Annotated in this window: 24 protein-coding genes; 9 read left to right on the top strand and 15 right to left on the bottom strand. The window is 72.6% G+C overall.

Features of this window, described 5'->3' with window-relative positions:
* The first annotated feature begins 56 nt into the window (after positions 1-56).
* Positions 57-248: a 50S ribosomal protein L28 gene (rpmB, locus tag ACZDYF_RS04875; RefSeq protein WP_030150850.1), complete on the top strand. Its 192-nt coding sequence runs from the start codon at positions 57-59 to the stop codon at positions 246-248.
* Positions 249-322: 74 nt separating this feature from the next.
* Here rpmB and ACZDYF_RS04870 read toward each other — a convergent pair whose 3' ends face one another.
* The gene (locus ACZDYF_RS04870; protein ID WP_191789261.1) at positions 323-937 is read right to left on the bottom strand and encodes a helix-turn-helix domain-containing protein; all 615 of its coding nucleotides are present in this window, start codon (positions 935-937) and stop codon (positions 323-325) included.
* An 80-nt stretch (positions 938-1,017) separates the two neighbouring features.
* Here ACZDYF_RS04870 and ACZDYF_RS04865 point away from each other — a divergent pair, with 80 nt between their 5' ends.
* Together ACZDYF_RS04865 and ACZDYF_RS04860 are read left to right on the top strand one after the other, a co-directional pair.
* Positions 1,018-2,055, top strand: a complete 1,038-nt coding sequence (locus tag ACZDYF_RS04865; RefSeq protein ID WP_475054135.1) for an NAD(P)/FAD-dependent oxidoreductase — start codon at positions 1,018-1,020, stop codon at positions 2,053-2,055.
* Positions 2,056-2,204: 149 nt separating this feature from the next.
* The gene (locus ACZDYF_RS04860) at positions 2,205-2,723 is read left to right on the top strand and encodes a GNAT family N-acetyltransferase (protein WP_191789263.1); all 519 of its coding nucleotides are present in this window, start codon (positions 2,205-2,207) and stop codon (positions 2,721-2,723) included.
* Positions 2,724-2,813: 90 nt separating this feature from the next.
* Here ACZDYF_RS04860 and ACZDYF_RS04855 read toward each other — a convergent pair whose 3' ends face one another.
* Positions 2,814-3,881, bottom strand: a complete 1,068-nt coding sequence (locus ACZDYF_RS04855) for a thiamine-phosphate kinase (RefSeq protein ID WP_204808307.1) — start codon at positions 3,879-3,881, stop codon at positions 2,814-2,816.
* Between the two features lie 53 nt (positions 3,882-3,934).
* Between ACZDYF_RS04855 and ACZDYF_RS04850 the strand changes: the two genes are divergently transcribed.
* The gene (locus ACZDYF_RS04850) at positions 3,935-4,426 is read left to right on the top strand and encodes a DUF3515 domain-containing protein (RefSeq protein WP_307824027.1); all 492 of its coding nucleotides are present in this window, start codon (positions 3,935-3,937) and stop codon (positions 4,424-4,426) included.
* Between the two features lie 54 nt (positions 4,427-4,480).
* Here ACZDYF_RS04850 and ACZDYF_RS04845 read toward each other — a convergent pair whose 3' ends face one another.
* Complete coding sequence (locus ACZDYF_RS04845) at positions 4,481-5,620, bottom strand: D-alanine--D-alanine ligase family protein (RefSeq protein WP_475054130.1); 1,140 nt, start codon at positions 5,618-5,620, stop codon at positions 4,481-4,483.
* Between the two features lie 97 nt (positions 5,621-5,717).
* Here ACZDYF_RS04845 and ACZDYF_RS04840 point away from each other — a divergent pair, with 97 nt between their 5' ends.
* Together ACZDYF_RS04840 and ACZDYF_RS04835 are read left to right on the top strand one after the other, a co-directional pair.
* Positions 5,718-6,890: an acyl-CoA dehydrogenase family protein gene (locus ACZDYF_RS04840; protein ID WP_475054127.1), complete on the top strand. Its 1,173-nt coding sequence runs from the start codon at positions 5,718-5,720 to the stop codon at positions 6,888-6,890.
* 69 nt (positions 6,891-6,959) lie between these two features.
* On the top strand, positions 6,960-8,120 hold the full coding sequence (locus ACZDYF_RS04835) for a trans-sulfuration enzyme family protein (RefSeq protein ID WP_475054124.1): 1,161 nt from the start codon (positions 6,960-6,962) through the stop codon (positions 8,118-8,120).
* Here ACZDYF_RS04835 and ACZDYF_RS04830 read toward each other — a convergent pair.
* On the bottom strand, positions 8,117-8,482 hold the full coding sequence (locus ACZDYF_RS04830; protein WP_475054120.1) for a DUF6191 domain-containing protein: 366 nt from the start codon (positions 8,480-8,482) through the stop codon (positions 8,117-8,119). The genes ACZDYF_RS04835 and ACZDYF_RS04830 overlap by 4 nt on opposite strands.
* Positions 8,483-8,727: 245 nt before the next feature.
* Here ACZDYF_RS04830 and ACZDYF_RS04825 point away from each other — a divergent pair, with 245 nt between their 5' ends.
* Positions 8,728-9,363 (top strand): AMIN-like domain-containing (lipo)protein, encoded by a 636-nt coding sequence (locus ACZDYF_RS04825; protein WP_475054117.1) that lies wholly within the window; start codon positions 8,728-8,730, stop codon positions 9,361-9,363.
* Positions 9,364-9,419: 56 nt separating this feature from the next.
* Here the strand turns inward: ACZDYF_RS04825 and ACZDYF_RS04820 are convergent, their stop codons facing one another.
* From ACZDYF_RS04820 to ACZDYF_RS04780, 9 genes are all read right to left on the bottom strand, one after another.
* A complete protein-coding gene (locus tag ACZDYF_RS04820; RefSeq protein WP_475054114.1) occupies positions 9,420-10,445 on the bottom strand; it encodes an NAD(P)H-dependent glycerol-3-phosphate dehydrogenase in 1,026 nt (341 codons plus the stop codon).
* On the bottom strand, positions 10,442-11,170 hold the full coding sequence (locus ACZDYF_RS04815) for a lysophospholipid acyltransferase family protein (RefSeq protein WP_318243615.1): 729 nt from the start codon (positions 11,168-11,170) through the stop codon (positions 10,442-10,444). Before ACZDYF_RS04815 ends, ACZDYF_RS04820 begins: the two co-directional genes overlap by 4 nt.
* 92 nt (positions 11,171-11,262) lie before the next feature.
* Positions 11,263-11,868: a response regulator transcription factor gene (locus tag ACZDYF_RS04810; RefSeq protein ID WP_191789270.1), complete on the bottom strand. Its 606-nt coding sequence runs from the start codon at positions 11,866-11,868 to the stop codon at positions 11,263-11,265.
* Entirely contained in the window at positions 11,865-13,211 is a 1,347-nt protein-coding gene (locus tag ACZDYF_RS04805; RefSeq protein WP_191789271.1) for a sensor histidine kinase, read from the bottom strand. Before ACZDYF_RS04805 ends, ACZDYF_RS04810 begins: the two co-directional genes overlap by 4 nt.
* A gap of 68 nt (positions 13,212-13,279) precedes the next feature.
* On the bottom strand, positions 13,280-14,152 hold the full coding sequence (locus ACZDYF_RS04800; RefSeq protein ID WP_475054109.1) for an ABC transporter permease: 873 nt from the start codon (positions 14,150-14,152) through the stop codon (positions 13,280-13,282).
* Positions 14,149-15,177, bottom strand: a complete 1,029-nt coding sequence (locus ACZDYF_RS04795; RefSeq protein WP_475054106.1) for an ABC transporter ATP-binding protein — start codon at positions 15,175-15,177, stop codon at positions 14,149-14,151. The genes ACZDYF_RS04800 and ACZDYF_RS04795 overlap by 4 nt, the downstream gene beginning before the upstream one ends.
* Positions 15,178-15,243: 66 nt before the next feature.
* On the bottom strand, positions 15,244-15,552 hold the full coding sequence (locus ACZDYF_RS04790) for a hypothetical protein (protein WP_475054104.1): 309 nt from the start codon (positions 15,550-15,552) through the stop codon (positions 15,244-15,246).
* Positions 15,553-15,744: 192 nt separating this feature from the next.
* A complete protein-coding gene (gene murA, locus ACZDYF_RS04785) occupies positions 15,745-17,061 on the bottom strand; it encodes a UDP-N-acetylglucosamine 1-carboxyvinyltransferase (RefSeq protein WP_191789275.1) in 1,317 nt (438 codons plus the stop codon).
* Positions 17,062-17,387: 326 nt separating this feature from the next.
* Complete coding sequence (locus tag ACZDYF_RS04780) at positions 17,388-18,425, bottom strand: adenosine deaminase (RefSeq protein WP_475054100.1); 1,038 nt, start codon at positions 18,423-18,425, stop codon at positions 17,388-17,390.
* A 333-nt stretch (positions 18,426-18,758) separates the two neighbouring features.
* Between ACZDYF_RS04780 and ACZDYF_RS04775 the strand changes: the two genes are divergently transcribed.
* A complete protein-coding gene (locus ACZDYF_RS04775; RefSeq protein WP_475054606.1) occupies positions 18,759-20,063 on the top strand; it encodes an MFS transporter in 1,305 nt (434 codons plus the stop codon).
* Positions 20,064-20,136: 73 nt separating this feature from the next.
* On the top strand, positions 20,137-21,432 hold the full coding sequence (locus ACZDYF_RS04770; protein ID WP_475054097.1) for a PP2C family protein-serine/threonine phosphatase: 1,296 nt from the start codon (positions 20,137-20,139) through the stop codon (positions 21,430-21,432).
* A gap of 28 nt (positions 21,433-21,460) precedes the next feature.
* Here the strand turns inward: ACZDYF_RS04770 and ACZDYF_RS04765 are convergent, their stop codons facing one another.
* Together ACZDYF_RS04765 and ACZDYF_RS04760 are read right to left on the bottom strand one after the other, a co-directional pair.
* Positions 21,461-21,928 carry a luciferase domain-containing protein gene (locus tag ACZDYF_RS04765; protein WP_475054096.1) on the bottom strand — a complete coding sequence of 156 codons (468 nt, stop codon included), beginning with the start codon at positions 21,926-21,928 and terminating at the stop codon, positions 21,461-21,463.
* A 144-nt stretch (positions 21,929-22,072) separates the two neighbouring features.
* Positions 22,073-24,814 carry a beta-glucosidase gene (locus ACZDYF_RS04760; RefSeq protein ID WP_475054093.1) on the bottom strand — a complete coding sequence of 914 codons (2,742 nt, stop codon included), beginning with the start codon at positions 24,812-24,814 and terminating at the stop codon, positions 22,073-22,075.
* Positions 24,815-24,819 lie beyond the last annotated feature (5 nt).

The raw sequence follows: 24,819 nt of genomic DNA, 5'->3' as shown, positions 1-24,819 counted from the left end.
TTCACTACGTCGCCGCTGTCCTTTCGCGGAGGCGTGCACGACGATCAGGAGAAATCGTGGCTGCCAACTGCGAAGTCTGCGGCAAGGGCCCGAGCTTCGGGCACAGCATCTCGCACTCGCACATCCGTACGAAGCGTCGCTGGAACCCGAACATCCAGCGCGTCCGTGCGATCGTCTCGGGTACCCCGAAGCGTCTCAACGTGTGCACCTCGTGCCTGAAGGCCGGCAAGGTCGTCCGTCACGTCTGAGCCTTCCCGCTCGTTCGCCGAAAGCCCGTCAGGACTCGTCCTGGCGGGCTTTCGCGTTTCCAGGAACTCGCGGATCAATCGGCGCGACGCTGCTTGGGCCGAGCCCGGAAGTGCGCCCTCTCCCCTTGGGGGCCGTGCAGGACGAGGAGCTCGACCGGGTGCTCGTCGGCGTTGAGGATCGCGTGCGGGGTGCGGGTGTCGAACTCCGCGGCCTCGCCCTCGCCGAGCACCAGGTCGTGCTCACCGAGCAGGAGCCGCAGCCGCCCGCCCAGGACGTACAGCCACTCGTAGCCCTCGTGCACCTTGGTCTCCGGGAGCACGTCCGAGGTCCGTCCGTGCAGGACCTGCTTGTAGGCCTGGACCCCTCCCGGCCGACGGGACAGCGGCAGGATCGTCGAGTCGCCCCTCTTGACGGGCCGCGCGTGGATGCGTGGGTCCCCCGTGGGCGGGGCGCCGACGAGCTCGTCGAGCGGGACCTCGTGCTCGCGGGCCAGGGGCAGCAACAGCTCGAGCGTGGGGCGTCGCCCCCCGGACTCCAGCCGGGACAGGGTGCTCACGGAGATGCCCGTGCGGTCGGAGAGGTCGACGAGGGTCAGCTGGCGCCGCTGGCGCAGCGCGCGCAGCCGCGGCCCGACGGCTTCTAGGGCTGCGGCGAAGGGGTCGTCCGATGCGTCCGCTGGTGCGTCCATGCCCCTGAGTTTGCCACTCCGGCAACAGGAATTGCCACCAGGGACGCCGCGCATCGATGCTCGACGAGGAGGTGGTCCCCATGACCCGCACGAGCACGACACCCGCCACGGGTGAGATCCCGCACACCGACAGCACTCCCGGCGTCTACGACGTGATCGTCGTCGGGGGCGGCGCGGCCGGGCTCAGCGGAGCCCTGACGCTCGCCCGCGCCCGGCGCAGCGTCCTGGTCGTCGACGCGGGCCGCCCCCGCAACGCACCGGCCGCGCACATGCACGGCTACCTGTCGCGCGACGGCGAGAACCCCGCCGCGCTCCTGGCCGCAGGACGCGGGCAGGTCACGGCATACGGCGGTCGCATCACGCAGGGCACGGTCGAGGCGGCGGCCCCGCTGCCGGACGGCGGGTTCGAGGTCCGGCTCGAGGACGGCCGGGACCTGCGCGCCCGTCAGCTGCTCGTCACGACCGGCCTCGTCGACGAGCTGCCCGCGGTGCCCGGGGTCGCCGAGCGCTGGGGCAAGGACGTCCTGCACTGCCCGTACTGCCACGGCTGGGAGGTGCGCGACCAGGCCGTGGGCATCCTCGCCACGAGCCCGATGGCGCTCCACCAGGCCCAGATGTGGCGCCAGTGGACCGACGACGTGACGCTCTTCCTGCACGGTTCGCCCGCGCCCGACGCGACGACCCGCGCCGCGCTCGACGCCCGCGGCGTCAGGGTCGTCGACGCCCTGGTCGAGGCCCTGGACGTCCAGGACGACGCGCTGCACGGCGTACGACTGGTGTCCGGCGAGGTCGTGCCGTGCGCCGCGCTCGTGGTCGCACCCCGCTTCACGGCCCGGTCCGCGGTCCTGGAGTCCCTGGGGATCGAGACCGCGGAGCAGGTCGTCGACGGCACCGTGGTCGGGACGTACGTGCCCTCGGACCCGATGGGAGCGACCACGCTGCCCGGGGTCCGCGTCGCCGGCAACGTCACGAACATCATGGCGCAGGTCGTCGCCGCAGCCGCGGCCGGGGTCCAGGCCGCGGCGGCGACCAACGGCGACCTGATCGCGGACGACGTCCGACGGGCCGTGGTCCCAGGCACCCTCGACGGCCCGCAGGCGGCAACCGCCAAAGGCTGAGAGGATCGGTGGACGACGGACCGCGAGGGGCGACGCCGACGACCGCGTCACCCCTCGGCGAAGCCGACATCACATCCCCTTGGGGAGATTTGCTGAAGATCCGGACAAAGAGGGTTGGCGGATCTCCACGGAAGTGGCAGGATTTGGTCATGGTGACGGAACTCAACGAGGTAACGATCCGCACGGCGACACCGCAGGACGCGGCGTCGATCGCCCAGGTGCACATCGCGTCCTGGCGCGGGGCCTACGCCGGGATCGTCCCCGACGAGTACCTGGCCTCTCTCGACCACGACCAGCGTGAGGCGGCCTGGACCTCGAACCTCACGAGCTCGGGCGCCGACATCCTGCTCGCCGAGGCCGACGGGCGGGCCCTGGGATTCGCCAGCATCGGGCCGGCCCGCGACGAGGACGCCGACGACGGCGACCTCGAGATCTACGCCATCTACCTCGACCCCGAGGCCTGGGGCCGCGGCGTGGCACGTGACCTGATGCGGACCATGCTCGGCAAGGTCCCTCCGCGCACCCCTGTATCCCTGTGGGTGCTCAAGGACAACGACCGCGCCCAGCACTTCTACCGTCGTCACGGGTTCGCCCCGGACGGGGTCGAGCGACGCGACGACATCGGTGGTCGCGACCTGACCCAGGTGCGGTACCGCCGCAGGTCCTGACCGCGGCCGACCCGCCCGCACCCGCGCTCCCGTCGAGGGGGTCACCCCGCGTGGGGTGACCCCCTCGCCCTCGTCCAGCGGGTCAGCGGCTCAGCCCCGGAAGTGGTCCCACCCGACGCCGCCCCGCGGCGCGGCCCCGTCGACCGTGACTGCCGGACGCGCGTCCGGCCCCGGTCGTCCCGCAGCCACCACGTGCCCGACCGCCCGGAAGGCCGCCGGGAGGACCGTCCCCGCAGGGAAGGTCGCGAGCAGCCCGTGGTCCTCTCCGCCCGTCAGGACCCAGTCGCGGGCCATCGCCGCCGGGTCGCCCGACCCCGCGTCCGCCGCGGCGGACGGCCACTCCCCGGGCGGGCGGCGACCCGTGGCCGAGCTCACGGCGGACGCCGCCCGGGCGAGCCGTGCGAGGTCCGCCGCGAACGCGTCGAGGGCCAGGTCGATCCCGACTCCGCTCGCGCGCGCGACGCGTCCCGCGTCCCGCAGCAGGCCGTCGGACAGGTCCAGCATCGCGGTCGCCCCGGCGTCGGCTGCCGCGGTCCCCGCGGCGAGCGGCGGCTCGGGTCGCAGGTACGCGTCGACCAGCTCCCGGTCCACGTCCCCCAGGTCGTGGTCGAGCAGGGCGAGCCCCGCGGCGGACCACCCCCTCCGCCCGGCGTGCGCGACGACGTCGGACACCTGGGCGCCCGAGCGCAGGACCGGCGCCCGCCCGCCCAGGTCCCCGTGGACCGTGACCGCGACGACCACGTCGTCGCCGCTCGACAGGTCTCCCCCGACGACGGCCGCACCGCTCGGTGCGCACGCCGCGGCGAGGCCGCGCGCGAGGCCCGTGACCCACTCGACGGGCAGGTGCCCCGGGATCACGAGCGAGACCACGAGCGACGTGGGTCGCGCACCCATGGCCGCGACGTCGGCGAGGTTCTGCATCGCGGCGCGCCACCCGACGTCGTACCCCGTGGACCACTCCGGGCGGAAGTGGCGACGCTCGACCAGGACGTCCGTCGAGACGACGAAGCGGCCGTCGGGCGCGCTCACGACGGCCGAGTCGTCGCCCGGACCCACGAGGGTCGCCTCGCCCGTCGGCAGGAGCGGGAAGATCGCCGCGAGCAGCTCCTCCTCCGAGGTCTCGCGCACCAGGGTCGGGTTCTCGTTCGGATCGGTCACGGCGCCACCTTACGCGGGACCGGCGCACCCGCCGGAGCGGCTACCGTTGGAGGGTGCTGAACGCCCCTCGTACCCCTGCCCGACGCCGGACGCTCACCGGGATCCTGCTGGTCGCCGTCGCCGCGGGCCTCGGTGCCTGTGCACCGACCATCGGTGTCCCGGTCGCGGACGACGCCGCGGACCCGAAGTGCGCCGAGGTCGTCCTCGCGGTCCCCGACGAGCTCGGTGGCCTGCCCAAGATCAAGACCGACAGCCAGGCCACCGCCGCCTGGGGTGAACCCGGTGCGGCCGTGACGCTGCGCTGCGGCGTGACCCCGCCCGAGCCCACCACGGTCGGATGCATGGGCGTGCCGAGCACCGCGGGCAGCGTCGACTGGATCGTCACCGACGACGGCAAGAACACCTGGACGTTCGTGACCTACGGCCGCGACCCCGCGGTGGAGGTCCAGATCCCGCCGAAGGTGCAGCAGACCCAGTCCACGTCCTTCGTGTCCGACCTCAACCGCGCGGTGTCCAAGGTCGAGCAGACGCGCTACTGCATGTGAGTCGCGCGGCCCGGGCTGGCGCCGTGCTGGGTGCGGCGCCGGCCCGGGCCCGGCTCAGCGCAGCCCGGTCGGGCGCTGCAGCGCGAGCTGGATGAGCTCGTCGATCAGCTCCGGGTACGTGATGCCGGACTTCTCCCACATGCGCGGGTACATCGAGAACGGCGTGAAGCCCGGCATCGTGTTGATCTCGTTGACGATGACCTGGCCGTCGGTCGTCACGAACACGTCGACGCGCGAGAGCCCCTCGGCGCCCACGGCCTCGAACGTGCGGACCGCGATGTCGCGGACCTCGTCGACGAGGTGCGGCGGCAGGTCGGCCGGGCAGCTCAGCTCGACGCCCGCCTCGTCGAGGTACTTGGCCTCGAAGTCGTAGAAGTCGTGGTGCGCGTCGGTCACGACGATCTCGCCGGGCAGCGACGCCCGCGGGCGCTCGCCCTCGCGCCCACCGAGGACCGCGCACTCGATCTCGCGGCCCACGACGCCGGCCTCGACCAGGACCTTGGGGTCGTGGCGCCGCGCCTCGGTGATCGCCGCGGGCAGGGCTGCGAGGTCGTCGACCTTGGTGATCCCGAGGCTTGACCCGGCGCGGGCGGGCTTGACGAACACGGGCAGGCCCAGGCCCGCGACCGTCTCGGTCCAGGCGGCCGGGTTGCGGTCCCACTCCCCCGGGCGGATGACCGTGTACGGCGCGATGGGCAGGCCCTGGCCCGCGAGGACGAGCTTCATGAACTGCTTGTCCATGCCCACGGCCGACGCGAGCACGCCCGCGCCCACGTAGGGCACGTCGGCGAGCTCGAGCAGGCCCTGGAGCGTGCCGTCCTCGCCGAACGGACCGTGGAGCAGCGGGAAGACGACGTCGACCTCGCCCAGCTCGCGCGGGAACTCGCCCGGCTCCAGGACGCGCAGCGCACGCTGCCCCACCGCGAGCGGCAGCAGCACCTCGCCGCCCGTCGCCGTGACCTCCGGCAGGTTGCCGGGCGTGATCTCCCAGCGCTCGGGCTCGTCGGCCGCGAGGACCCACTGCCCCGCCTTGGTGATCCCGACGGGGATGACCTCGTAGCGCTCGCGGTCGATCGCGCGCATCACGCCACCCGCGGTGGCGCACGAGATCACGTGCTCGCCGGAGCGTCCGCCGAAGAGGATGAGGACGCGCGTCTTGCGCGCGGGAGCACTGGGTTCTGGCTGGCTGGACATCGCCGACGACCCTACCGGAACCGCGTGCGACAGCGTGAACACGAACGGGGGCAGACGAGGCGCCCGGGAGGTGGACGGGCGGTGGTAGAACGGGGGCATGACCTCTCCGCTGCTGACCGACGACCTGCTCGACCGCATCCGCTCGCGCGCCGCGACCTACGACCGGGAGAACTCGTTCTTCACCGAGGACTTCGAGGAGCTGACCGCGGCCGGCTACCTGAAGGCGTTCGTGCCCGCGGCGATGGGCGGCCCGGGCCTGGGCCTGCGCGACGTCGCGCACGAGCAGATCCGCCTCGCGGGAGCGGCCCCGGCGACCGCGCTCGCCGTGAACATGCACCACGTGTGGACCGGCGTCGCGCGCTACCTGTACGAGCGCGGGGACCACTCGCTCGACTTCGTCCTGGAGGAGGCCGCGCGCGGTGAGGTCTTCGCGTTCGGCTACTCCGAGCCGGGCAACGACCTGGTGCTCTTCGGGTCCCGGACGCAGGCCCGCCCCGACGGCGAGGGCGGCTACTCGTTCCACGGCCGGAAGATCTTCACGTCCCTGTCCCCCGCGTGGACGCGGCTGGGCGTGCTCGGGATCGAGACGGCCCCCGAGGACGGCCCCACGCTGGAGGGCGACCCGCGACTCGTGCACGCGTTCGTGACGCGCGAGGGCGGCGGCGTCGACGTGCTCGACGACTGGGACACGGTCGGCATGCGCGCGAGCCAGAGCCGCACGACCATGCTCGTGGGCGCGCACGCCCCGGCCGACCGGGTCGTGCGGCGGTTGGCCCCCGGACCCTCGACCGACCCGCTCGTGCTCGCGATCTTCACGACGTTCGAGGTCCTCCTCGCGTCGGTGTACACGGGCATCGGCAGGCGCGCCCTCGAGCTCGCCGTCGAGAACGCCCACCGACGTACCTCGATGAAGAACGGCGGCAGGCCGCTGTCGCAGGACCCCGACATCCGCTGGCGGGTCGCCGACGCGGGCATCGCGATGGACGGGATCTACCCGCAGATCGACCAGCTCGCAGGAGAGATCGACGCCCTCGTGGACCGTGGCGCGGGCTGGTTCACCGCGGTCGCGGGCCTCAAGGTGCGCGCCACCGAGACCGCGCGCGTCGTCGTCGACCAGGCGATCCGGGTGTCCGGCGGGTCGTCCTACTTCGCGTCCTCCGAGCTCGGGAGGCTCTACCGCGACGTTCTCGCGGGCATCTTCCACCCGTCCGACGACGAGTCCGCGCACTCGACGTTCGCGAGCGCGATGCTGGGGCCGCTCGAGGACTGAGGCGACTCTCTCTCCCACCTGGCGGTTGCCCGCGGCACCCACCCGACCGCCAGGCGTAATCTCACCCCCATGACGACCGAGCCCACCGTCCACCGCGCCCCGCTGTCCCCCGCCACGATCGTGGTCGCTGCGGGACGCCCGCCGCGCGAGCAGGGCGGGCCGGTCAACCCGCCCGTGGTCCTGTCCTCGACGTACGTGTCACGCGGGGTGCAGCAACCCGGCGAGCTGCTCTACACGCGCATGGACACCGAGACGTGGCACCCGTTCGAGGAGGCCCTGGCCACCCTCGAGGGGGCCTCGGAGCCGGGCATCGTGTTCAGCAGCGGCATGGCGGCCGTCGCGGCGGTCTTCTCGTTCGTCCCGGCGGGCGGCAAGGTCGTCCTGCCCCGGCACGCCTACCAGGTCACGCTGGGGTTCGCCGACGACCTCGCGGCCCGGCACGGGGTCGAGGTCGTCCGGGTCGACGTCGCCGACACCGACCAGGTGCTCGCCGCGATCGGCGGGGCGGACCTGCTCCTGCTCGAGTCCCCGACCAACCCCATGCTCGAGGTCGCGGACCTGCCTGTGCTCCTGGCCGCGGCACGCGAGCAGGGCGTGCTCACCGCGGTCGACAACACCTTCGCGACCCCGCTCGGGCAGCAGCCGCTCACCCTGGGTGCGGACGTCGTCGTGCACTCGGTGACCAAGTACCTCGCGGGCCACTCCGACGTCGTGCTCGGGGCCGTCGTCACGAACGACCCGGACCTGGCCACGAAGGCCCGTGCCTACCGGACCCTGCACGGCGCGATCGCCGGGCCGTGGGAGGTGTGGCTCGCGCTGCGCGGGCTGCGCACGCTCGCGCTGCGCGTCGAGCGCTCCCAGGCCAACGCCGCCGAGATCGCCCGGCGCCTGGCCGAGCACCCGCTCGTCGAGGAGGTCCGCCACCCGAGCCTGCTGACCGACCCTGGCCACGAGCGTGCGGCCCGCACCATGAACGGCTTCGGGTCGATCCTCGGGCTGCGCCCCCGAGGCGGTCGCGAGGCCGCCGACGCGCTCGTCGAGGCCGTCGAGCTCTGGGTCCCGGCGACGAGCCTGGGCGGGGTCGAGTCGAGCCTCGAGCGCCGGAGGCGATTCGCGACCGAGTCCCACACGGTCCCCGAGGACCTGCTGCGCCTGAGCGTCGGCATCGAGGACGTCGAGGACCTGTGGGCGGACCTCGACCAGGCCCTGCGCGCGGCGGTCCGCGGCTAGCGCGCGGCGGCCGTCCCCTCGACGACCTGCGGCTCGGCGGGCCGCGGCTCGTACACGTCCGCGCTGAAGACGACGACCCCCGACTCGAGGTCCACGTCGATCGGCGGCGCGGTGGACGGCGCCTGCGCGATGTCGAGCCGCTGACGCTCCTTCTCCTCGGTCAGGTGGACCCGGCTCGGCTGGAAGACGTCGACGAGCTCACCGAACGCGCCGACCCCGGCGCTCTCGCCCGACCCTCGCCCGTCCCCGAGCTGCCGGTCCCTGGAGCGCCCGCTCACCATGCGCTCGATCGCGACCACGGCGACGACCACGATCAGGACGATGAGGAACAGGGTCCCGCCGACACCGCTCAACCACGACATGGGACCACGGTAGGGCGGGCGGGAGACGCTGTCATCCCACCTGCGAGGGAGCGGGCCACGGCGCGTCGGTCGCGCGGCGTGACGAACTCGCCCCCGGATCGAAACCCTGCCTCCATGCATCCGTGTCTTGGCACGCCTAGGCTCAAAGGTCACCCGGGAGAGGCTCTCGGGGACGTCGCTCCAGGAGGTATCCGATGTACGCCACGACCCGACGACACCGACACGTAGCGTTCTCCGCCGCAGTCGTGGCCGCACTTCTCGCACTCACGGCCTGCGCAGGCGACGACGGTGACGACGGGACGACCAGCGGGTCCCCCTCCACCGTGTCCCCCGCTCCCTCCCCGTCCACGTCGCCCGAACCGTCGAGCTCGGCGGGCGCCACGGACGCCCCGTCCGGGTCCACCGACGACGACGGTTCGACCACGGCCCCGCCCTTCCCCGCGAACACGGACCCGGACACGTCGGAGCCGTCGGCCGGTGCGGCGCTGACGGTCACCGACGTGCGCGTCGGTCGCCACGACGGGTTCGACCGCGTGGTCTTCGAGCTCGGTGGCACGGGCACGCCCGGCTGGCGCGTCGAGTACGTCCCGGAGGCGATCGAGGACGGGAAGGGGGACGTGATCGCCGTCGACGGCGACGGCACCCTCCAGGTCATGATCTCCGGCTCGGGCTACCCCATGGACACGGGGGTCAGCGAGTACGCGGGCCCCAACCCGCTGCGGGTCGCGGAGGCCGACGAGGTCGAGGATGTCGTGCTCCGCGGGGTCTTCGAGGGGAACACGCAGGCATTCATCGGCACGGACGAGGTCAGCCCGTTCCGGGTCTACGCCCTGACCGACCCGACGCGGGTCGTGGTCGAGGTGCGCAACGACGACGTGTGACGGCTGCCGGCTCGGCGCCCCTGGGTGCGCAGAGCCGGCGGAGCGGAGCGGTCGCCTCAGCGCCCCGACGTCACGCCCTCGGACTTCTGGGGCCGTGAGAGCAGCCCGCGGGCCATGTCGTCGACCGGCATGCCCTGGTGCAGGACGGCGACGACGCCGGCCGTGATGGGCATGTCGACGCCCACCTTCTGCGCGAGCTCGAGGACCGACCGGCAGGACTTGACCCCCTCCGCCGTGCCGCCCGTGGCCGCGACGGCCTCGTCGAGGCTCATGCCACGACCGATGTGCTTGCCGAGCGTGTGGTTGCGGGACAGAGGGGACGTGCAGGTCGCGACCAGGTCCCCCATGCCCGCGAGACCCGAGAACGTCTCGGCGTCGGCTCCGAGCGCGAGCCCGAGGCGCGTGATCTCGACGAGGCCGCGAGTGATGACCGTCGCGGTCGTGTTGAACCCGAACCCGCGGCCCTGGGCGATGCCCACGGCGAGCGCGATGACGTTCTTCACCGCGCCGCACAGCTCGACGCCCACGACGTCCGAGTTGGTGTACGGCCGGAAGTAGGACGACGAGCAGGCCGCCGCGACGAAGCGGGCCGTCTCCGGGTCGGTCGCGGAGACCACGGTCGCGGTCGGTTGGTGCTCGGCGATCTCGCGTGCGAGGTTGGGCCCGGACACGACCGCGACCCGGTCGAGCGGCAGGTCCCACACCTCGGCCACGACCTCGCTCATGCGGCGGTCGGTGCTGAGCTCGACGCCCTTCATGAGCGAGACCGCCACGACCCCCTCGGCGAGGTGCTCACGCAACGGCGCGAGCGTCGCGCGGGCGCTCTGCGACGGGATCGCGACCACGACGAGTTGGGCCCCTGCCAGCGCCTCGGCCGCGTCGGTCGTGGCCGTGAGCCCTGCGGGCAGGTCGATGTCGGGCAGGTACGCGGAGTTGCGACGGGTCGCGTTGATGTCGGCCGCGACCTCGGGGTTGCGGCCCCACAGGCGGACCTCGCACCCGGCGTCGGCCAGGACCGCGGCGAACGTCGTGCCCCACGCCCCCGAGCCCAGGACGGTCGCGATGATCTGCTGGTCGCTCACTTGCGCTCCTCCGAGCCGGGGTTCTTGCGGACGTCGAAGCGCTCGGCGGGGGCCTTCTCCCCGCGGATGTCCTCGAGGAGCCCCGTGATGGCGTCCATGATGCGGTCGGTGGCCTCGCGCAGGGTCACGGTGTCGATCGGACGCTCGTAGAGGTCCGAGAGGTCGACGGGCGGCCCGGCGTGGACGGCGACCTTCTTGGGCGGGAACGGCCGGAACCGTTTGCTGTAGCGCGGCAGGATGTCCTGCATGCCCCATTGTGCGATGGGCACCACGGGCATGCGGCTCGCGAGCGCGAGGCGCGCGGCACCGGTCTTGCCGACCATGGGCCACAGGTCCGGGTCACGCGTCAGCGTGCCCTCGGGGAAGACCGCGACGCACTCGCCGAGCGTGAGCTGGTCGACGGCCGCGCTCACCGAGGACGCTGCCCCCGCGGTGTTGCGCTGGACGGGGATCATGCCTGTGCGGTTCAGGAGGCCGCCGAAGAACGGAACCTTCCACAGCGACGCCTTGGCGAGGATCTTGGGAGCCCGCCCGTTGTCGTACAGGAAGTGGGCGAACGTCAGCGGGTCGATGTTCGACATGTGGTTGCCCGCAGCGATGAACCCGCCCGTGGCGGGGATGTTCTCCTCGCCCTGCCAGTCACGGCGGGTGATGGTGAACATGATGGGTCGCACGACGAGCGCGACGAGGCGGTACGCGCGGCTGTCAGGATGAGCTTTCGGCACGGTCACCGAGCCTACCGGGCCGCGTGCCGTCGTCGGGCCCGACGGCGCCGCGCGCCCTGGGTGCGCGGGCCCGACGCCGCGGCCACGACGGCTCAGATCCAGCCGTGCCGCCGCGCCAGGTGCACGGCCTCGTGCCGGTTGGTCGCCCCGAGCTTCGCGGCGGCCGAGGAGAGGTAGTTGCGGACCGTGCCCGGGGCGAGCGACGCGCGGGTCGCGATCTCCTCGACGGGCGCTCCCCCGGCCGCGAGCTCCAGGACGTCGGCCTCGCGAGGCGTCAGCGGGCTCGAGCCGGCCGCGATGGCCTCGGCCGCGAGCTCGGGGTCGACGTAGCGCCCGCCGGCCTGGACCTGGCGCACGACGTCCGCGAGGACGCGGGAGGAGACGGTCTTGGGCAGGAAGGCGCGCACGCCGGCCTCGAGCGCGCGCTTGAGGTACCCCGGTCGGCCGTGGCTCGTGACCATGACGACCCCGCACCCGGGCACCTCGGTGGCCAGGGCCTGGGCGACCTCGATCCCGTCGAGCCCGGGCATCTGGAGGTCGAGCACCGCGACGTCCGGGGAGTGCTTGCGCGCGGCCGCGAGCGCCTCCGGCCCCGACGCGGCCTGGACGACGACCTCGAGGTCGTCCTCGAGCGAGAGCAGGGTCGCGAGCGCGTCACGGATGAGGTTCTCGTCGTCGGCGAGCAGGATGCGGATCACGGGGTGGTGCCTTCCTCGGCGGGGCTGGGCGCGCCTGAGCCACGGCCCCGGGGGCCGCGCGGCAGGCGCGGGACGAGGCTACCCATGCCCGGGCCGGGGAGCGGGACGCTGGCCGTGAGGCGGAAGACGGGTGGGACGAGATGGGTCTCGAGGCGCCCGCCCGCCTCGGCGAGCCGCTCGCCCAGGCCGATGAGCCCGGACCCGCTGGGGCTCCCCGGGCTGGTCGTGGTGCGGTCGAGGTCGGGGACGCCGTCGTTGGTCACGGTCAGCACCGCCTCGCCCCGGTCGACGCGCAGCGTGATCTCGCACCGGGTGGCGTCCGAGTGCCGGACCACGTTGGTCACGGCCTCGCGCACGACCCAGGCGAGCGCCTCCTGCGTGCCCAGGGGCAGCCCGGCATCCTTCTCGTCGCCGCACGACTCGATCGTGGTCTCGATGTCGGCCGACCGCAGGACCGAGCGGGCCCCGCTGAGCTCGGCCGGCAGGTCCGTGGCCCGGTACCCGGCGACCACGGCCCGCACCTCGCGCAGCGAGTCCTGCGCGATCTGGCGCACCTCGAGCATCTGCTCGGCGGCTCCCGGGCGCCCGCGCGTCGCGAGCTCGGCGGCCAGCTCGCTCTTGACGGCCACGACCGAGAGCGTGCGTCCGAACACGTCGTGCAGGTCGCGCGAGAAGCGCAGCCGCTCCTCGGCGACGGCGAGGCGGGCGTGCAGGACCCGGTTGCGCTCCTGCTCCCACACGATCCCGAGCATCCACACCGACACCCGGTAGGACGCGAAGATGCCGACGCACATGAGGACGACGCCGATGCCCTGGCCTACCGCGATGCCCGCCGCCGTCTCGTCGCGGACCGGGGCGACGGCCCACGAGACGAGCCCCGAGACCGCCGCGACGCCGACGGCCCCGAGCGCCAACCACCGGAAGGTCAGGAGCGGCGCGCAGGCCGCGACCGAGAACGCGGTCGCCGCGGTCACGACCAGGACCGGGGTGTTGCCCTGGAACATGGACCCCTCACCCGTCGGGTACGCCGCGAGGCCGACCACGCAGGTCGCGAGCGCGAGCCCCCACATGGCGCCCAGGGCCCACCGGGGAGGCGGCGGGCCGCCGAGGAACCGGGTGACCCCGTACCGGATCACGACGACGCACGACGCGGTGTGCGCGAGGCACAGCCCGATCAGGGGGGCGAGCAGGGCCGGGTGCCCCGTGGGTACCTCGCCGACGACCCAGAGCACCACGAAGAGCTCGAACGTCGCGACGACGTACAGCGACCAGCGCGTGTAGGTGTCGAACCGTTCGGGGTTGGAGCGGCGCGACCACGCGCCGACGAGGGGGTTGCGGCTCACGGGCACCAGCCTGTCATGCGGCTGGGCCGGCACGTGCAGGCCGGGCGCGACCGCCACGGGGGCACAGGTCAACGGCGCGGCTCCCACCGCATGTACCGGGTCGCGAGCCACGCGCCGAGCACGCACCAGGCGGCCAGGACCGCGAGGGGCTCCGCCGCCAGGGAGAACGTCTCCCCGAAGCCCACCGCGACGCCGTCGGGCCCGAGACCCGTGAGGCCGATCGTCAGGAGCTCGGCGACCGGGTGCAGGGGTGTGAGCTCGGCGAGGGTCTGGACGCGCTCGGGGAGCATCGTGAGCGGGAGGGTCGTCCCGGACAGGAGCAGCGCGAGCGCCATGACCGGCAGCGTCGAGAGCTGCGCGGACTCGAGCGTGCGAGTGAACGCGGTGCTCGCGGCCGCGAGCGCCGCGAAGACGAACGTCCCCCCGAGGACCGCGACGAGCAGCAGCAGGACGTTCGCCGGGGCGTCGAGCCCGATCCAGAGCGCGATCGCGACCCCACCCAGGACGAGCTGTCCCAGCATGGTCACGACCGCGGGCGTCGCGGCTCCTGCCAGGATCTCCGCGTCGGAGCACTGCCCCGTCCGCAGCCGCTTGAGCACGAGCTCCTCGCGCCGGGCCACGTAGGCGCTGGCCAGGTTGTAGTAGACGACGAACATGAGGGCGAAGCAGACGAGGCTCGTGAGCGCGAACGCGCCGATGATCGAGGCTCCCGCGTCGTCGCCCACGAAGACCTCGAACGCGCCCGAGAAGTGCAGGAAGGCCACCATGGCGGGGGCGAGCAGCACCCCGTTGAACAGGGCCGTGCGGTTGCGCAGGAGGAGGGTGGTCTCGGCGCGGACGAGCGCGGAGATGCGGCGCAGCGAGCCGGCGAGGCCGCTCGCGGCTCGCGGCGTCGACGGGGCACCCGGGGCGCGGGTCGAGGTGGGGGCGAGGGTGGTCATGCGGCACGCTCCGTCAGGTCGGTGGTGGACGTGGACCCGGTCCGGGCGCTGCCGGGCCCGTCCGCGATGGCGAGGAAGGCCTGCTCGAGGGACGCGGGGCGCGCCTCGATACGGCCGAAGGTCACGTCGCGGTCGGTCGCCCACGCGAGCAGCACGGCGAGCGTGCGCTGGAGGTCGCGCGTCGCGATCGCCACGGTGCCGCCCTCGATGCGCGTGAGCGTCTCCCCGGGCAGCAGCGGCAGGTCCGTCAGGTGGGGGCGCACGCTCTCCTCGTCGAGGTGGACGAACGAGGGCTCGGCCTCGACGATGTCCGCGACCGTGCCCTCCTGCACGATCCGGCCGCCGTGCATGATCGCGAGGCGGTCCGCGAGGCGCTCGGCCTCCTCGAGGTAGTGGGTCGTGAGGACGACGGTCGTGCCGTCGTCGAGCAGCCCGCGCACGAGGTCCCAGGCCGAGCGGCGGCTCTCGGGGTCCAGCCCCGTGGTGGGCTCGTCGAGGAACAGGACCTCGGGGCGCCCGAGCAGCGCCAGGGCGAGGTCCAGACGACGTCGCTCACCGCCCGAGAGCGAGCTCACGGTGACGTCGGCGCGGCCGCGCAGCGCGACCAGGTCGAGGGCCTCCTCGACGGGGCGCGGTGCCGTGAGAGTCCCGGCCCACATGCGCGCGGTCTCGATCGCCGTCAGGTCGGACGGGAAGCCCGCCTCCTGCAGCATGATCCCGATGCGGGGTCGGACCTGGGCGCGCTGGCGGTAGGGGTCCTTGCCGAAGACCCGGACCGTGCCGCCCGTGGGGCGCGTGAGCCCCTCGACGACCTCGAGGAACGAGGTCTTGCCGGCACCGTTCGTCCCGAGCAGCGCGAAGAGCTCGCCGCGCCGGACCTGGAGGTCGACTCCTGCGACCGCTTCGAAGCCCTGCGCGCCGCGCGAGCCGCTGGCGTACCGGCGGCGCAGGCCGTGCACGTCGATGACGAGGTCGTCCGGGGAGAGCGGGCGGCCCGGGCCGCTGCCGAAGGTGTCGTTGTCCATGCCTCCAGCCTGGTGCCGGCGGGAGGGGTCGGGCAGTGCGCCCCGTCACCCGTTCCGTCGGGTTCGTCAGCGTTGCTCGATGACGTTTGTCATGCCCTCCGCGACGGTGACCTCACCGCTGTCGCCGACGACCGTGGCCGCTGCTCCGGTCGCTCCCGGTCCGGAGTCCGTCGAGGGGCCGCTCCCGCCCGTCCCCGACGGCGCGCTCAGTGCGAACCCGCCCAGGGTCAGGACGCTGAAGGTGAGGGCTCCCGCTCCCCACGTCAGGGCCCGCCGCCGAGGGGCGCGCGGCTCTGGGCGCGGCCGGTGCAGCGCGTCGTCGTCCGACGCAGGAGAGTTCTCGGGGGACGTCTCGGACGGCCGCTCGCTCGACATGTCGCTCCTCCAGTCCGGGCGAGCCGTTCGCCCGTGCCCCCACTGTGGTCCACGGACCTGCACGGAAGGTGACGTGAGCATGTGGGAAGCCTGTGAGGACGACGACGGGCGCGGTGCGTGCCGTCGCACGCGCCGCGCCCAGTCGGTGCCGGGAGCCTCCGATCAGCCCCGTGAGCCGGTGGAGCAGCCGGGTCAGCCCCGGCTGACGTCCGCGCCCAGCGCCTCGAGCTTGGCCTGGAAGTACTCGTAGCCACGGTCGATCAGGCCGATCCCGCGCACGGTCGAGGTGCCCTTGGCAGCGAGGGCTGCGATGAGGTGGCTGAACCCGCCGCGCAGGTCCGGGACCTCGATGTCGGCCGCGGACAGCGGCGTCGGGCCGGAGATGACGGCCGAGTGGTGGAAGTTGCGCTGCCCGAACCGGCACGGCAGGCCGCCCAGGCACTCCTTGTAGACCTGGATGGTCGCGCCCATGCCGCGCAGCGCGTCGGTGAAGCCGAACCTGTTCTCGTAGACCGTCTCGTGGACGATCGACAGGCCCTTGGCCTGCGTGAGCGCGACGACGAGGGGCTGCTGCCAGTCCGTCATGAACCCCGGGTGCACCGCGGTCTCGAGCACGATCGCGTTGAGGTCGCCGCCCGGGTGGTAGAACCGGATGCCGTCCTCCTGGACCTCGAACTCGCCGCCGACCTTCCGGAACGTGTTGAGGAAGGTCATCATCTCGGGCTGCGTCGCGCCCTTGACGGTGATGTCGCCACCGGTCGCGAGGGCCGCGGACCCCCAGGACGCCGCCTCGATGCGGTCGCCCAGGGCGGTGTGCTGGTAGCCCATGAGCTTGTCGACGCCCTCGATGCGGATCACGCGGTCGGTGTCGACCGAGATGATCGCGCCCATCTTCTGCAGGACGGCGATGAGGTCCATGATCTCGGGCTCGATCGCGGCGCCCGACAGCTCGGTGATGCCCTCGGCGCGCACGGCCGTGAGCAGGAGCTGCTCGGTCGCGCCCACGCTCGGGTAGGGCAGGGAGATCTTGGTGCCCTGGAGGCGGCGCGGGGCGCGGATGTGGATGCCCTGCTCACGCTTGTCCACCACGGCGCCGAACTGGCGCAGGATGTCCAGGTGGTAGTTGATGGGGCGGTCGCCGATGCGGCAGCCCCCGAGGTCCGGGATGAACGCCTCGCCCAGGCGGTGCAGGAGCGGGCCGCAGAAGAGGATCGGGATGCGGCTCGACCCGGCGTGCGCGTCGATGTCCGCGACGTGCGCCGACTCGACGTCGGTCGGGTCGAGGTGCAGGACGCCCCCGGCCTCGTCCGCGACGACCTTGACGCCGTGCAGCTCGAGCAGTCCCGTCACGACGCCGACGTCGCGGATCTGCGGCACGTTGCGCAGCACGCTCGGCCCCTCGCCGAGCAGGGAGGCCACCATCGCCTTGGAGACGAAGTTCTTCGCCCCCCGCACGGTGATGGTCCCGTTGAGCGGAGTGCCGCCGTTGACGTAGAGCAGATCGTTCATGTGGTCGTGGTCGCCTAGCTCTCTCGAGGATCGTCCGGATGGTCGTGCGTCCGGCGCGGGCTGCGCGCCCGTGCCGTCGTGCGGCGCCGCTCGCGGTGCCGCACTCCCCCGTTCCCCAACGCAGGGCATCAGGAGATTATTCACCCACGAGCGCGTGCCCGACGACGCCGCCCGCCACGAGCGGTCGCTGACCAGCGGGAACGTGGTCACCCTGGGCGGGTCGCACGGCGGTCGCGCTGCCGGACATGCCCGGCAGGCCTGACATGCCCGACGGCGCAGGCGCGCCTCCCGCGCGAGGCGCGCCGCCGTCGGGCACATGTCGTCGGCTACGCCTGGGCGGGCTCGTAGTGCTCGACGTAGCGGTCGATCTCGTCGAGGTACGCCGCGCGAGCCTCCGCGTCGATCCACGAGGCCTCGAACGAGTTCTTCGCGAGCGTCACGACCTCCTCGGACGTGAGGCCGGCCTTGGCCGCGACGGCCGCGTAGTTGTCGGCCACGTAGCCGCCGAAGTAGGCCGGGTCGTCGGAGTTGATGGTGATCTTGACGCCGTCGCGCAGCAGCTGGGCGACCTCGACGGCCTTCATGTCGTCGGTCACGAAGCTGTTCGACACGGGGCAGCTCGTCAGGCCGATGCCGCGGGCCTTGACCTCGGCCACCAGGGCGGGGTCCTCGACGATGTTGGTGCCGTGGTCGATGCGGTCGACCTCGATGGTCTCCAGCACGGTGCGGATGTTGTCGATGCTGCCGACCTGGTCGATGTCGCAGTGCATCGTCAGGCGGTAGCCGAGCTCGCGGGCCCGGGCGAAGACCGCGGTGAACTTCTCGGGCGGGTTGCCGCGCTCGTCGGAGTCGAGACCCACGCCCAGGATCAGGTCCTTGAACGGCACCGAGGCCTCGAGCGTCTCGGCGGCGCTCTCGGCCGAGAGGTCGCGCAGGAAGCACAGGATGAGGTCGGCGTCGACGCCGAAGTCGGCCGCGGCGGCCGCGGCCCGGTGGTAACCCTTGACGACGGCCTCGAACGGGACGCCGCGCGCGGTGTGCGCCTGGGGGTCGAAGAACATCTCGGCGTGCTTGACGCCGTTGGCGGCCGCGCGCAGGAGGTACGCGTGGGCGAGCTCGAAGAAGTCGTCCTCGGTCTGCAGCACGTCCATGGCCGGGTAGTAGACCGCGAGGAAGCTGGTGAGGTCGGTGAACTTGTACGTCGCCTGCACCTCCTCGACCGTGGTTTGGCCGATGTCGATGCCGTTGCGCTCGGCGAGGCGGAGCTTGAGGTCCGGCTCGAGGGTGCCCTCGAGGTGCAGGTGGAGCTCGGCCTTGGGCAGCCCGGCGACGAAGTCCAGGGTGGGCTGGAGGGGCAGAGGCATGGTTCTCCTTCGTGTGGGGGTCGTCCTCCCATCATGCCTTGCGGGTCGTACTGGTCCTGGGCGGCCCGAGCCGACCTCGGGACACGTGACCACATCGCGAGACGGCCTGCTCGCCCTGCGGTCGGCCTCCTTACCGTGGGGCGCGAAGTTACCGGGTAGTACGGTCCCCTCGATACCCAGGGACCTCCTCGACGCTTCCCCGAACCCTGCAGGAGCACTCCCGTGACCACGACGGCAGCACACTCGACCGCCGACCCCTCCGGCGCCGCCGGTCATGCCGGCTCTGCCGGGGCGCCCGGCACCCCGGACGCCCCCGCCAACAGCAAGGGGCGCGTGATCTTCGCGAGCCTCATCGGCACCTCGATCGAGTTCTACGACTTCTACGCGTACGCGACCGCCGCGGTCCTCGTCTTCCCGGCCGTGTTCTTCTCGGCCCTGGACGGCAGCACGTCCCAGCTCCTCGCGTCGTTCGCGGTGTTCGGCGTCGCGTTCGTCGCGCGGCCCCTCGGGTCGATCGTGTTCGGCCACTACGGCGACCGGATCGGCCGCAAGGGCACGCTCGTCGCCTCGCTCCTGACCATGGGCGTCGCGACGTTCCTCATCGGCCTGCTGCCGCCGTCGTCGACCCCCGGCTGGTCCGTGCTCGCGCCCGCGCTGCTCGTCCTGATGCGCTTCTGCCAGGGACTGGGGCTGGGCGGCGAGTGGAGCGGCGCGGCGCTGCTCGCGACCGAGAACGCCCCCGCGGGCAAGCGCGCGATCTGGGGCACGTTCCCCCAACTGGGCGCCCCGATCGGGTTCATCCTCGCCAACACCACGTTCCTGGTCCTGGCCGAGACGCTGACCGACGAGCAGTTCTCCGCATGGGGCTGGCGCGTGCCGTTCCTGGCCAGCGCGCTCCTCGTGATCGTGGGCCTGTGGGTCCGGCTGCGCCTGGTCGAGAGCCCCTCGTTCCAGAAGGTCGTCGAGACCGGCGCGGTCGCCAAGCTGCCCGTGGCGCAGGTGTTCCGCTCCTCGTGGCGCCAGATCGTGCTCGGCACGTTCATCATGCTCGCGACCTACGTGCTCTTCTACCTCATGACGACGTTCACGCTGACGTTCGGCACCGCGCCCGCCGAGGTCCCCGCGGGGAGCGGCGGCGCACCGGGGCTCGGCTACGAGCGCACCGACTTCCTCGTGATGCTCATCGTCGGGGTCGTGTTCTTCGGGATCTTCACGCTCGTCTCCGGGCCGATGGCCGAGAGGTTCGGGCGCCGCAAGCACCTGATCTGGACGACCGTCGCGATCATCGCGTTCGGCGCCCTGTTCGTGCCGCTGTTCACGGGCGGGACCGTGGGCGTCATGACGCTCCTGGTCGTGGGCTTCACGCTCATGGGCCTGACGTTCGGCCCCATGGCCGCGATCCTGCCCGAGCTCTTCCCCGCCAACGTCCGGTACACCGGCTCAGCGATCGCCTACAACCTGTCGTCGATCCTGGGGGCGGCCGTCGCGCCGTTCATCGCGGTCGCGCTGTGGGAGCAGGCGGACGGCTCGCCCGTGCTGGTCGGAGTCTACCTGTCGGCCATGTCGGTCCTGACGCTCGTGGCGCTGCTCGTGAGCAAGGAGACCAGGGACGTGGAGTACACCGACAACGTGAGCTGACGCCGCGGTGCCCTCCTGCGGAACCTCGACGACTCGGCCATGCTGAGGAGACACGCAGGGGAAGAGGCTTCCGATGGCGGACGACGCACGACGGGTGGCGAGCGCGTCGCCGGACGGGCACCCGGACGGACCACCAGGCACCTCGCCCGACTACCGGGCGGTCTTCGCGGCGCTCTCTGCCCCGAAGATCCTGCTGGCACCGGACCTGACCGTGCTCGACGTCAACGACGCCTACCTCGACATGCTGGGGTTGCCCGCGTCGGCCCTCGTCGGACGCCCGCTCAACGACGGCTTCGAGTTCTCCCCCGCCGACCAGGACCGCGTCGACCGCGTCGTCGCGTCGTTGCGGCGTGTCCTGCGCACCGGACGGATCGAGCTGCTCGAACCGCTCCGGATCGACGTCACGGGGGCACGGCCCGGCGAATGGGTCGAGCGTCACTGGCTCATGACCAACATCCCGGTCTTCGACGTCAGCGGACGCGTGGCCGCCCTCGTGCACCGCGCGGAGGACGTCACCGACATCGTGCAGACCTCCCGGCGGGCGGCGACGGACCGGCAGGTCGGGCTCGACGCCGCCGTGGTCGACCACGCGATGCACCTGGGGTCCTCGGTCGGGCGCTTCCAGGAGAGCTTCGACCGCGAACGCCGCGCCGCGCTCGAGCTCCAGGACTCGATCCTCACCGCGCCCGCGCAGCCCGACGGCCTGCGCGTCGACGTCCGGTACCGGCCCGCGTCCCGCGAGATGCACGTCGGCGGCGACTGGTACGACGCGTTCGAGCAGTCGTGCGGGTGCGCTTTCGTCGTGGTCGGGGACGTCGTGGGACACGACATCTCGGCCGCCGCGACCATGGGGCAGCTCCGCGGGGTCATGCGCGGCATCGCCTACGACACGGGCGAGTCCCCCGCCGAGATCCTCGACCGGACCGAGCGCACGGTCGCGGGACTGGGTGTCGCGGCCGTCGCGACGGTCGCCGCCGCACGGATCTCGCTCCCAGAGCCCAGCGGCGTCCGCACGCTCACGTGGGCCTCCGCCGGGCATCCGCCTCCCGCACTGATCACCGCCGGCGGCTCGACCGACCTGCTCCGGCGGAGGAACGACCGCCTCCTCGGGGTCGGCTCAGGGACGGGACGCACCGACCACACGGTCACCGTCCACCCGGGAGACACCCTTCTCCTCTTCACCGACGGTCTGGTCGAGAGGCGCGACGTCCCGCTCCGGGAGGGGCTCGAGCGGCTGCCGGGCGTGGTCGAGGACGTCGTCCGGTCCTCCCCCGACGACCTCCTCGACGCCCTGCTCGCCAGGCTCGTGCCGCACCACCGCGAGGACGACGTGGCGCTCGTGTCCGTCACGGTGCTCTCCGGCGCCTGACCGCGCCGCGAGGCGGTGGGGTGCCCCTCTACCTCGACGCGAGGGCCCGTGCGACGTCCAGGCTCTCGCGCACCAGGCCCAGGACGACCGCGAGCTCGTCGGCGTCGCGTGGTCCGTAGACCATGATCTCGGTCGCGTGGTCCGCGTACTGGTGCGGCTCGCCCCAGCCGGTCGCGCAGACCTCCTCGGCCCGCGCGCGCGGCAGGCACAGGTGCAGGCTCGTGTCCCTCACGCCGTGCAGGTGGACCGGTTCGAGACGCTGGTCGGGCGTCGCGAGCGACGTCTCGGGGTGCGGCGTGCGGTCGAGGCCGTCGAGGAACAGCGCCCTGGACGATGCCGGGGACACCGAGCTGTGGCCCTCCCGGACCCCGTCGATCGCGGTCGCTGCGAGCACGAGCTCGCCCCAGAGCGCGGCGGGAGAGAGCTGGTCGACCTGCCGGTGCGGCCCCTCGTCCGACGTGGTGGGGCGAGGGCCTCGGCGAGCGGTGAGCGTCATGGCCCGGAGGCTAGCGGCCGCGCCCCGGCCAGGGCGAGGGAATTGTCCGTGTCCCGGGTGGCGCACCACGGACGCCCGACGCCGGAGCGCGCCTTCACGGGGAAGGTGCGCTCCGGCGTCGGGCGCTGAAGGGGGCTGCCGGGATCAGTCGAACAGGTTCGTCTGCAAGGTGGTGTACAGGACCGTGTGGACGCGGTCACGCAGCGCGTTCCCGACCCCCACCGGGTCCTCGTCGACCGCGGCCTTCGTCGCCTTGTCGGAGCCCGGGAGCATCGCGAGCATGAGGTCGTTGCCGTAGCGGGCCGCGAGGCCGGGGTCCATCCAGGCCCCGAGCACCGCGTCGGTCGAGACGACGCCCTCGAAGCCCCACTCGCCGCGGAGCACGTCCTGCAGGAGCTGCTCGTTGGCACCGGCCCACACGCCGCCCATGTTGATGAACGAGCTCATGGCGCCGGTCGGGTCGGCCTCCTTGACCGTGATCTCGAAGGGCTTGAGGTACAGCTCGCGCAGCGCCTGCTCGTCGACGAAGACGTTCACACCCGTGCGGGCGTTGACCTCCTGCTCGTTGAGCGCGAAGTGCTTCATGAAGGTCAGCACGCCCTTGCTCTCGGCGCCCGAGACCATCGCGGCCGACATCTTGCCCGACAGGTACGGGTCCTCCGAGAAGTACTCGAAGTCGCGCCCACCCAGGGCCGTGCGGTGCAGGTTCATGCCCGGGGCGTACCAGCCCTCGATGCCGTAGGCGTTCGCCTCGGTCCCGACGGACTCGCCCAGCGCGCGGGCGAGGTCGTCGTTCCAGGTCGAGGCCACGACGATCTGGGTCGGATAGGCGGCCGCCTCGAGCGAGCTGAACAGGGAGTTCAGCCCGGCGGGCCCGTCGAGCAGGTCCATGGCAGGGATGCCCAGGCGGTCGACGGCATGCGTGCGGTACGCGCCCTTGGCGAAGAGGTCGATCTGCTCGTCGAGCGTGAGCTGGTCGAGGAACTCCTCCCACTGCGGGTCGTCGTGGTCGAGACCCACGAGGTCGGCCAGGACGAGACCGTTGTCGGCGCCGTACGTCGGCGTCTGGCCCTCGGCGGGCTCGATCTCCGGGTCCATGCGCGCGAGCAGATCGTCAGAGGCCATGGCCCCGGCCTCGGGCGCCTGCGGGTACGTGCCCTCCCAGTCGGTGCGCGAGAGGTACGTCAGGTCGCCCTCGACGTAATCGAAGCGGTTGGTGAGCTCGGCCCCCGTGTCGGTGTCCGTGGCGTAGACGACGTCCTCGGCCACCACGTGGTCGAACTGCGCGACCGGGGTGTGGACGTCGGTGCGCACGGAGACCTGGTAGGTCCCGGCCTCGAGCAGGTACGCGCCGTGGCCCTCGGTGTCCCAGGAGGCCATGTCGCGCACGTCGAACGTGACGGTCACGGTCTCGGACTCCCCCGGCTGGAGCATCGCGGTCTTGTCGTAGCCCGCGAGCTCGATCGCCGACTTCTCGACGCCGCCCGGCGTCCAGGGGGCCGAGAAGTACACCTGCACGACGTCCTTGCCCGCCACCTCGCCCGAGTTGGTCACCGTGACGTCGACGCTGATCGTGTCGCCCTCGACGCGCGGCGCCGTGGCCTCGTGCGCGAACGTGGTGTAGCTCAGTCCGTGGCCGAACGGGAACTGCACGGCCTGCGCGTAGCCCGCCTCGTCCCCCGCGTAGCGGGTCTCGTAGTAGCGGTAGCCGACGTAGATGCTCTCCTCGTAGTCGAGGTAGGCACGCTTGGCGTTGGCGTAGTCGAAGTCGCCGACGTTGGCGACGGCCGGGGCGCTCGTCACGTCGTAGGCGTAGGTGTCGGTCAGGCGGCCGGACGGGTTCACGTCCCCCGTCAGGACCTTGGCGAGCGAGACGGCGCCGAGCGGACCCGGCGTGCCGATCCACACCGCGGACCTGATCTGCGGGTACTCGTCGAGGAAGCCGAGCTCCATCTGGTTGCCCGAGTTCACGACCACCACGACGTCGTCGAACGAGGCCGTGACACGGTCGAACAGCTCGCGCTGCTCGTCGGTCAGGCGCAGCTGCTCGGGGGTCATGTCCGACCCCTCGACGCCGTCGTTCCCGATGACCACGAGCGCGGTGCCGGAGAACTGTGCGGCCTGGGCCATGACGTCGTCGGTGAGGTAGTCCGGGGCGGGCTCGCCCTCGGTCGGCTTGAGCATCGAGCTCGCGATCTGCAGGAGCCCGTTGCTGTTGCCCGTGCTGGTCTTGGCGCCGGCCTCCTCCATGGTCGCCTTGAGCTCGGGGTTGACCGTGATCCCCTGCTCGGCGAGGGCGTCGTAGAACGTCACGGACTGCGACTGGTTGCTGCCGCCCGACCCGCCGCCCCCGAGGATGAGGTTGAAGGACGCGAAGCTGAACACGTTGAGGTTGGCGTCCGCCAGCGGCAGGAGGTCGTCCTGGTTCTTCAGCAGGACGATCCCCTCGTCGGAGATGTCCTCCGAGACCTGGGCGGCGTTCTCGCGGGCGGCCACGCCCGCCTCCGTCGACGAGTCGTACTCGATCGTCATGAGGCGACCGAACGCGCTCACGAACGGTGCGACCAGTCCCCCGATCGCGATCACGGCCACGGCCGTGATTCCCCAGCCGACCGCGCGGCGCGGACGGTGCTCGACCTTGCGGTCGATGCGTGCCCGGCGCTTGTCCTCGCGGCGCTCGGCCCGGGTCATCCCGGCGCGCGCCTCCTTGCGCTCCGCCGTGGCGGCCTTGCGCGCCTGACGGGCCGCACGCTTGTCGGCAGCCTTGGCCGCCCTGCGCTCCTGCGGCGCCATCGCCTTCAGCTCGGCGCGTCGGGCCCGCCTGGTCGCGCGCAGCTCCTGTGCGCGCGCGACGGCGTCCCGCTTGATCTCTGTGCGTGTCGCCATTCCTT

Source organism: Oerskovia sp. PE-21s (genome assembly GCF_056158145.1).
Note: the sequence above shows the minus strand (reverse complement) of the source record. Positions and strands in the feature narration are given on the sequence as shown.